Here is a 7,824-nt window from a genome sequence, read left to right on the forward strand (position 1 = left end):
ACCGCCGACCCGGCGGCGCCGCCGGCGGTCACGGTCCGACGCGCGTGCACCCCGGCTCGACGGGCTCGCCGGCCAGGCGCGCCCGCGTCCACTCGAAGAGCTCCGGCACGAGCGGCGAGTCGGGCTCGACGACCTCGGTGTGTCCCCGCCCCTCGTAGAGCCGGTAGTCGACCGACACGCCGGCGTCGCACAGGCCCGACACGAAGGCATCCTGCACGTCAGGACGCACCAGCCCGTCGGCGGCGCCCTGTCCCACCAGCAAGGGCGCCGTGATCGTCGCGGGCGGCACGTTCTCGCGCAGCCGGTCGCCGAGCGGACCCGTCGTGGGGTCGGCGGCCATGACGACCGGGTCGCGCGAGAGCCCCAGCAGCGTCAGGAGCGAGACCGCCGTGCCGGGCTCGGCGAGGCAGCGGGTGGCGAGCTCGCGCACGGTGACCTCGGCGCCCGGCCTGACGTACTGACGGTAGGTCACGTCGTCGTAGAGCGCGGCATAGGCGTCGATCACGAACGACGCGAAGACGCTGCCCCCGGTGATGTCGTCGAGGTTGGCGACGAGGCCGGGGAGGTCGGCGGCCGGCGAGAGCGCCGCGACGCCCGCCAGCGGGACGTCCGGCGCGTACTCGTCCGCGAGAGCTCCGGCCCACAGGGCGCCGCCGCCGCCCTGCGAGTGACCCCACACGACGGTCTGCTCGCCCAGGCGCGCGTCGGCGAGCTGCCCGGCGGCGCGGCGGGCGTCGAGCACGGCGCGTGCGGTGGGGACCCCGACGAGGTAGGGATGCGGTCCCTCGGTCCCGAGACCGATGTAGTCGGTCGCGACGAGCGCCCACCCCTCGTCGACGATCTGCGGGAGCAGATAGAGGGCGCCCGACGCGAACGGCTGCGGCAGGAGCGACGGCGCGCACGGCTGGGCCGCCCCGGTGGTGCCGTGCGACCAGTCCACGACCGGCCAGTCGCCGTCACCGGCGGCGGGGACGACCACGAGGCCGCTCGCGACCCGCATCCGCCCCTCGGCGTCGGTGGTCGTGTAGAGCATGCGCCATCCGCGGGCGTCGTCCGGCACGTCGCGGGTGAACTCCTCGGCGCGGATGAGCTGCCCCGGCTCGTCGGGCAGCACGCGCGGGGCGGCGTAGAAGTCGTCGACCACGGGCGATCCGGCGTGCAGCGCCGCACTGACCGCCGCCGCCCCCACGGCCAGGGCGACGGTCGCGACAGCCCCGATCGTGCGGGTCCAGCGGCGCCAGCCGGCCCGCGGATCCCGCGGCGCCGCACCGGCGCCCGGCCGCACCGTCCGCCACAGCTCCGTGAGCCCCGACATGATCAGCCGCGCGGCGAACACGACCGCGACGATCAGCAGCGTGATGTCGGGCCAGCTCAGGGCGAGGATGCCGAAGATCACGCCTGCCGCGCCGAAGGCGGCATCCGCGACGCGGGCGTCCCACGTGCGCGTCCGCCGGAACGCGGCGAGGACGCCGAGGACGCCGCCGGCGATCAGCAGGACGCCGACGACCAGGGCGAGCACCCGCACGGTGAGCCCCGGCCACGCCAGCACGAACAGGCCGCCGGCGATCCAGGCCAGCGCCGTGACGATGCGCCAGCGCGGGCGGTCGGGCTCCGCGTCGCGGGCGGCGAGCTCGAGCACGCCCGCGAGGATCATGCCCGCGCCGATGAGGAGTGCCAGGACGCCGAGCGCCGTCGTCGGGCGGGTCAGGAGGACCGCACCCAGCACGACCGCCGCGAGCGCGACGATGGCCCGCAGCCAGCGCGGCATCGACCAGCGCGACACGCGGGGCCCGCCCCCCGCCGACTCCGGCTCCATCCCGTCCTCCGTCCACGCCGACGCGCCCAGGCTATCGCCTCGCCGCAGGCACGCCGGGCGCTCCCGCACGGACGCGACGCTCAGGCTGTCGCCCCGACCAGCGCCCGTCGCGCGTCTTCGCACGACGGGGCGCCGACCGCCCGCGCGACCGGGGCGCGGGCGGCACTCACAGGTCGTGCGATGCGGCATCCTCCGGCGTTCGACATTCAGGGCACGAGCCGCCCCGCGACGGCGGAACCGGCGCACGACGCCGACCCAGGACTGACCCAGGACTCGACGATCGCACCGACCGCCCGGCACCCGACCGGGCGTCAGCGCGCCCCGTCGACGGTCAGCGCGCCGGACGCGGCAGATCGACGACGTCGCGCCCGAGCGGCAGCTGATCCCGGCGCGGTCCGGCATCCGCGGGGTCGATGCGCACCGGCACCGTCTGCGGGTCGTTCGCCATGACCTCCTCGAGCGGGGGCGTGCGGCCCTCGAACGTGAAGCGGTCGAACACGTAGGGCAGGCCGTCGGCCACGAGCGCAGACGGGCGGTCCATCAGCTGGAAGTGCAGGTGCGGCCCGGTCGAGCTGCCCGAGTTGCCGGTGCGGGCGATCTCCTCGCCCTTGCGCACCGTGTCGCCGGCCTTCACCGCGACCGTGCCCGGCTTCAGGTGCGCGTAGAACGCGTAGACGCCGTCCGAGATCCGCAGGATGACGTAGTTGCCGTCCGCCTCCGCCAGGGTGACCGGCGCGGGCGTCAGCGCGACCTGATCGGGGAACTCGTCGGCGGATGCCACGACCGTGGCATCCGCGACGGCCAGCACCGGCTGGTCGTACGTGGGCCAGCTCTCGTTCAGCCCGGGGTCGCCGGTCGCGAAGAGATCCCGCTCGTCGAGGCGGTTGAAGTCGATCGCGAACCGCTGCGCCAGCCACAGCCCGTTGTCGACCGGCTGCAGCGCGCGGCGGTGCGGTCCGTCGCAGCAGCTGCCGATCGCGACCCAGCCGCGACCCGTCAGCGGCGGCCCGACGATCGTGGGCGGTCGCGTGTCGACCTCGGCCGTCGCGCCCACGGAGGTGATCTCGTCGGGCACCGGCAGGCCCGGGGCGACGCGGACGGTCAGCCGGTGGCGGAGCTCCGCGGGGATCGCGGACGGCTCGTCGAAGGTCACGTCGAGCCACACGACGCCCACGGTCGACGGCGCGAGCGCGGTGACCGCGGGGAGCCCGAGCGGCTGCAGCGAGAAGGCCGCCGCGAGCTCGTCGCCGGCGAGCGTCTGGACCACCGCGTCGTCCGCGGCGTCGAGCACCTCCACCCGCTCGATCGTCGCCTCGACCGGGAAGGCGTTCATCAGCCGCAGCTCGTACACGAGGTGCGCGAGGCCGTCGGTGCCGGTGAACCACCGCGGCGTCGACATCACGTCCATGACGACCGGCGCGTACTGCTCCTCGGCGGCGACGGCATCCCGACCCGCCTCCGCGCCGGCGGCAGCACCCGCGACGGTCGGGCTCTCCTCCGGCTCCGCACCCGCGGTGCAGGCGGCCAGCACGGCGGCGACGGCCAGCGCGGTCAGCGCGGCGATCCCGCGCAGGACAGGTCGTGGGATGTGCATCGTTTCCGCCCTTCCGCCGGTCGACGAGGAGTGTCAGGGGCTCGTCCCCTGCGAGGGGTCGATGGCGTCGATGATCGCCACCGCGATCGTCAGCGTCGGGGTCGTCGAGTTGGTCGACTCGTTGCCCACGATCGCGATCTGCGTGCCCGTCGCGGGCCGCGTGAGCACCACCGACGAGAAGCCGAAGATGGCGCCGTCGTGCCCGAGGTACTCGTTGAAGTTCGTGACGCCCAGTCCGTAGCCGAAGTCGAGCGTCTGTCCCGTGAACCTCGTCGTCCTCAGGCGCTCCCGCTGAGTCTGGGCGGAGAGGAGCGTGCCGTCCACCAGCTCGTCGCCCCACGCCGACACGTCCTCGAGGGTCGAGATCATCGCCCCCGCGCCGGCGGGCACGGCGGGGTTCAGCTCGACGACGACGCGCGGCGAGGTCGAGGGGTCGAACGCTCCGTCGGCGGTGAGCTCGGGGACGTAGGGCGTCGGATGCGGCATCCGGATCCCCGTCTCGGTCGGGTAGTAGGTGTGCGGCAGGCCCAGCGGCGACACGACGCGCGCGGCCACGATCTCGTGGAGCGGCGCACCGTCGAGCCGCTCGGCGATCGCGCCGAGCAGCGCGTAGTTCGAGTCGCAGTACGCCACCTGAGCGCCGGGCGCGAAGAGCGGCTCGTTGCGCAGGATGACCGCGACGGTGTCGTCGAGGCTCCACGCCATCGTCGGGTCGTCGGTGAACGCCCGCACGAACCGCTCGTCGGCGGTGAAGTCGAAGATCCCCGACTGCATCGCCAGCAGCTGCCGCACGGTGATCTCGGCGCCGTTCGGGATGCCGGGCACGAACCGCTCCAGCGCGTCGTCGAGCGTCAGCATCCCCTCGTCGACCATCCGCAGGACGACGGTGGCGGTGTAGGTCTTCGTGATGCTCGCGATGCGCACGTAGGCGTCGGCGGGATACGGATCGCCGGATCGCCGGTCGGCGACCCCGGCCGTGGAGCGCCAGACCTCGCCGGCGTGCCGCACGCGGATCGCGCACCCCGCCATCCCGGTCGCGGCGAAGGCGCTCGCGAACACCGGCTCGAGGTCGGCCGGTCCCTCCGCCGAGGGCGTCGCGGACGGCCGGGGATCGGTGCGCGGGGCGCACGCGGCCAGGCCGGCCGCGGCCAGCGTCGTCCCCGTCGCCAGCAGGAACCCCCGCCGTGTCGTCGACATGGGCCACCTCCCACCGGCATCCGCAGACCGCGCGCACCGCGCGCTCGCATCGTCTCGCACGCCGGCGGCGCCGTCAGTCACCCAGGCGACACTCCGGCCAGACGCGCGAGGCGCGCCGGGTCGGTGATGCGCAGCAGCCGCGGCGAGTCGATCCGCACGACGCCCGCGTGCGCGAGGCGGGAGAGCGCCGTGTTGACCGTCTGGCGGGTGACGCCGAGCCGGGCGGCGAGCTCGGACTGCGTGCCCGGCAGGGCGATCGCGCCGTCCGCGGACGCCCACTCGAGCAGCAGGCCCGCGAGCCGTCCGGTGACGTCCAGGAACACCAGGTCGGCGACGGCGCGCGTGAGCGTGGTGACGACGACCGCGAGGTCGACCGTGAATCGGCGCAGGCACGCCGGCTCCGACTCGAGCACCTGCCGGAGGGCGCGCGCCGGGAGCGCCAGCGCCGCACCGGACGACAGCGCCAGCGCCGAGACCGTGAAGACCGGCCCCGCGAAGAGGTCGACGCGGCCGCACACCTCGCCCGGTCCGGCGATGTGCGCGGTCACCGTCGCCCCCTCGGGCGAGGTCATGGTGGCGGCGATGCGCCCCCGCTCGAGGACGTGCACGCGCTCCACGGGGTCGCCCTCGCGGAACAGGAACTCGTGACGCGCGAACGCGCGCGGCTCGGCCTGCGCGGCGAGGCGCCGGAGCGCCTCGGGCGACGCCTCGGCCAGGAACGGCACCCTCGCGAGCACGGCGACGTGGTCCACGCTCCGATAGTGGCACGACCGGATGCCGTCCGGTCCCCGTCGCGCGGACCGCCGCCGGCCCCACGGTGTCCGACCGCGCTCTTCGCACGCGATCGTCTCGCTCCGGCATCCCGGTGCCACATGGCACGTCCTGCCGCTTCGGTGTCCGCGAGGCGGGTGAGGCGACGCGAGCCGCCACCTGAAGACCGGCCTCTCGCCGTGTCCGACCGCCCTTTTAGGCTGGAGGCATGACGAGGAGCCGCGCACCGGGCTCGCCGGTGCGGCCGGAGGCGCCGGCATCCCTCAATCGCGACATCCTGCGCCTGGCCGTCCCGGCGCTCGGGGCGCTGGTCGCCGAGCCGCTGTTCCTGATCGTGGATGCCGCTCTCGTCGGCCATCTGGGGATCGTCCCGCTCGCGGGCCTCGGGATCGCCTCCGCGGTGCTCCAGACCATCGTCGGGCTCATGGTGTTCCTCGCGTACGCCACGACGCCGGCCGTGGCGCGGCGCTTCGGCGCCGGGGATCCGACCAGCGCCGTGCGCGCGGGCATCGACGGACTGTGGCTCGCGCTCGCACTCGGCGCCGTGCTCGCCGTCGCGGGGGCTCTCGCGACGCCATGGCTCGTCGCCCTCTTCGGCGCGACCGCCGACGTCGCGGCGCAGGCCGCGACCTACCTCGGCATCTCGATGTGGGGGCTGCCGGCGATGCTCCTCGTGTTCGCCGCGACGGGACTCCTCCGCGGCATGCAGGACACCGTGACGCCGCTGTGGATCGCCGGGCTCGGCTTCGGCCTCAACGCGCTGCTGAACTGGCTGTTCATCTACGGGTTCGGGTGGGGCATCGCGGGCTCCGCCGCCGGCACCGTCGTGGCGCAGTGGGCGATGGTCGCCGCATACGCGGTCGCGGTGGGGCGGCTGGCGCGGCGACACGCGGCATCCGTCCTCCCCCGCCGCGAGGGCGTCGGCGGGTCCGCCCGCGCGGGCGGCTGGCTGTTCCTCCGCACGGTGTCGCTGCGCGTCGCGCTGCTCGCGACCGTCGCGGTGGCCACGACCCTCGGCACCGGCGAGCTCGCCGGCTGGCAGGTGGCGTTCACGATCTTCTCGACGGCCGCGTTCGCCCTCGACGCGCTCGCGATCGCGGCCCAGGCGCTCATCGGCAAGGGCCTCGGTGCGGGTGACGAGCCGTTCGTGCGACGCGTGCTCGGGCGCACGGTCGCGTGGGGCGTGTGGTTCGGCGTCGTCGTCGGCGGGCTGATCGCCGCGTTCTCGGGCGTGATCGGGCTCGTCTTCACCGGCGACGCCGCGATCGCGGCGCTCGTCCAGCCCGCGCTCCTGGTGCTCGCCGTCGCCCAGCCGGTGTGCGGCGTGGTCTTCGTGCTCGACGGCGTGCTCATCGGCGCTGGCGACGTGCGCTACCTCGCGCTCGCGGGCGTCGTCAACCTCGTGCCGTATCTGCCGGCGCTCGTCGCGCTGTGGATGCTGCGGCCGACCGGCGCGGTGGGACTCGCGTGGCTTGCGGCGGCGTTCTTCGGGGTGCACATGCTCGCGCGGCTGGCGACGCTCGGCTGGCGCGTCCGGCGCCCCGAGTGGTTCGCTGCCGGAGCGTGACCCTCCACATCGCGGGTTGTCGGGCGGCTCGACGCTCTCGACCGCGACGTGCAGGCGCTCATGCGCCGCACGTTCGGGATCGACCGCGACTGAGTCGCGACGCCGTCATGCCCAGCGGCGGCACCACTCGTACATCACGACCGCCGCCGCGGCCGACGCGTTGATCGAGCGGGTCGAGCCGTACTGCGTGATCTCCACGACGGCGGATGCCGCGGCCACCGCCTCGGCCGACAGCCCCGGCCCCTCCTGACCGAACAGCAGCACGCACTGCTCCGGCAGCTCGGCCCGGTCGACCGGCACCGCGCCGGGCACGTTGTCGACCGCGACGACCGGGATGCCGGCATCCGTCGCCCAGGCCACGAACGCGGCCACGTCGGGATGGTGCCGCACGTGCTGGTAGCGGTCGGTGACCATCGCGCCGCGCCGGTTCCAGCGCCGGCGCCCGACGATGTGCACCTCGGCGGCGCCGAACGCGTTGGCGCTGCGCACGATCGACCCGATGTTCATGTCGTGCTGCCAGTTCTCGATCGCGACGTGGAACGCGTGGCGGTGCTCGTCGAGGTCGGCGACGATCGCCTCCATGCGCCAGTAGCGGTACCCGTCGACGACGTTGCGCCGGTCGCCCTCGGCGAGCAGCTCCGGGTCGTAGCGCGGGTCGTCGGGCCATTGCGCCCGGCCGCCCGGCCACGGGCCGACCCCGACCGGCAGCTCCGGCTCGATCTCGGCGCCGGCGACCGGGTGCGGTCGCGGGCTGGAGGGGCTCAGGTCGACGGTCGGCCAGGATCGCGAACCGGCAGCCTGACGCGGTCCTGAGCTCGCGAGGGCGCTGGCGGTGGCATCTGGTTCGCCCGCGGCCCCGGCATCCGACGCAGAGGCAGC

The 7,824-nt window shown here is 74.9% G+C and carries 6 protein-coding genes; 1 reads left to right on the plus strand and 5 read right to left on the minus strand.

The features are described from left to right. Positions 1–28 precede the first annotated feature (28 nt). The 4 genes from WML84_RS10915 to WML84_RS10930 form a co-directional block, all read right to left on the minus strand. Positions 29–1,816, minus strand: coding sequence for a lipase family protein (locus tag WML84_RS10915; RefSeq protein WP_347346173.1), 1,788 nt, complete (start codon positions 1,814–1,816; stop codon positions 29–31). A gap of 331 nt (positions 1,817–2,147) precedes the next feature. Beyond that, a complete protein-coding gene (locus WML84_RS10920) occupies positions 2,148–3,410 on the minus strand; it encodes a M23 family metallopeptidase (protein ID WP_347346174.1) in 1,263 nt (420 codons plus the stop codon). A gap of 33 nt (positions 3,411–3,443) precedes the next feature. Continuing rightward, positions 3,444–4,607, minus strand: a complete 1,164-nt coding sequence (locus tag WML84_RS10925) for a serine hydrolase domain-containing protein (protein ID WP_347346175.1) — start codon at positions 4,605–4,607, stop codon at positions 3,444–3,446. 77 nt (positions 4,608–4,684) lie between these two features. Then, positions 4,685–5,359, minus strand: coding sequence for a Crp/Fnr family transcriptional regulator (locus tag WML84_RS10930; protein ID WP_347346176.1), 675 nt, complete (start codon positions 5,357–5,359; stop codon positions 4,685–4,687). A gap of 227 nt (positions 5,360–5,586) precedes the next feature. On the opposite strand from WML84_RS10930, the gene WML84_RS10935 reads away from it, so the two are divergent. Further along, positions 5,587–6,945, plus strand: a complete 1,359-nt coding sequence (locus WML84_RS10935) for an MATE family efflux transporter (RefSeq protein WP_347346177.1) — start codon at positions 5,587–5,589, stop codon at positions 6,943–6,945. Between the two features lie 105 nt (positions 6,946–7,050). Here WML84_RS10935 and WML84_RS10940 read toward each other — a convergent pair whose 3' ends face one another. Continuing rightward, complete coding sequence (locus WML84_RS10940; protein WP_347346178.1) at positions 7,051–7,665, minus strand: RNA methyltransferase; 615 nt, start codon at positions 7,663–7,665, stop codon at positions 7,051–7,053. Positions 7,666–7,824 lie beyond the last annotated feature (159 nt).

The sequence above is a fragment of the Microbacterium sp. genome (assembly GCF_039812165.1).
Classification (GTDB): domain Bacteria; phylum Actinomycetota; class Actinomycetes; order Actinomycetales; family Microbacteriaceae; genus Microbacterium.

What these genes read in the sequence shown, in the direction of transcription:
- WML84_RS10915 (WP_347346173.1), bottom strand. Translation starts at nt 1,816, where the DNA reads ATGGAGCCGGAGTCGGCGGGGGGCGGGCCCCGCGTGTCGCGCTGGTCG.
- WML84_RS10920 (WP_347346174.1), bottom strand. Translation starts at nt 3,410, where the DNA reads ATGCACATCCCACGACCTGTCCTGCGCGGGATCGCCGCGCTGACCGCG.
- WML84_RS10925 (WP_347346175.1), bottom strand. Translation starts at nt 4,607, where the DNA reads ATGTCGACGACACGGCGGGGGTTCCTGCTGGCGACGGGGACGACGCTG.
- WML84_RS10935 (WP_347346177.1), top strand. Translation starts at nt 5,587, where the DNA reads ATGACGAGGAGCCGCGCACCGGGCTCGCCGGTGCGGCCGGAGGCGCCG.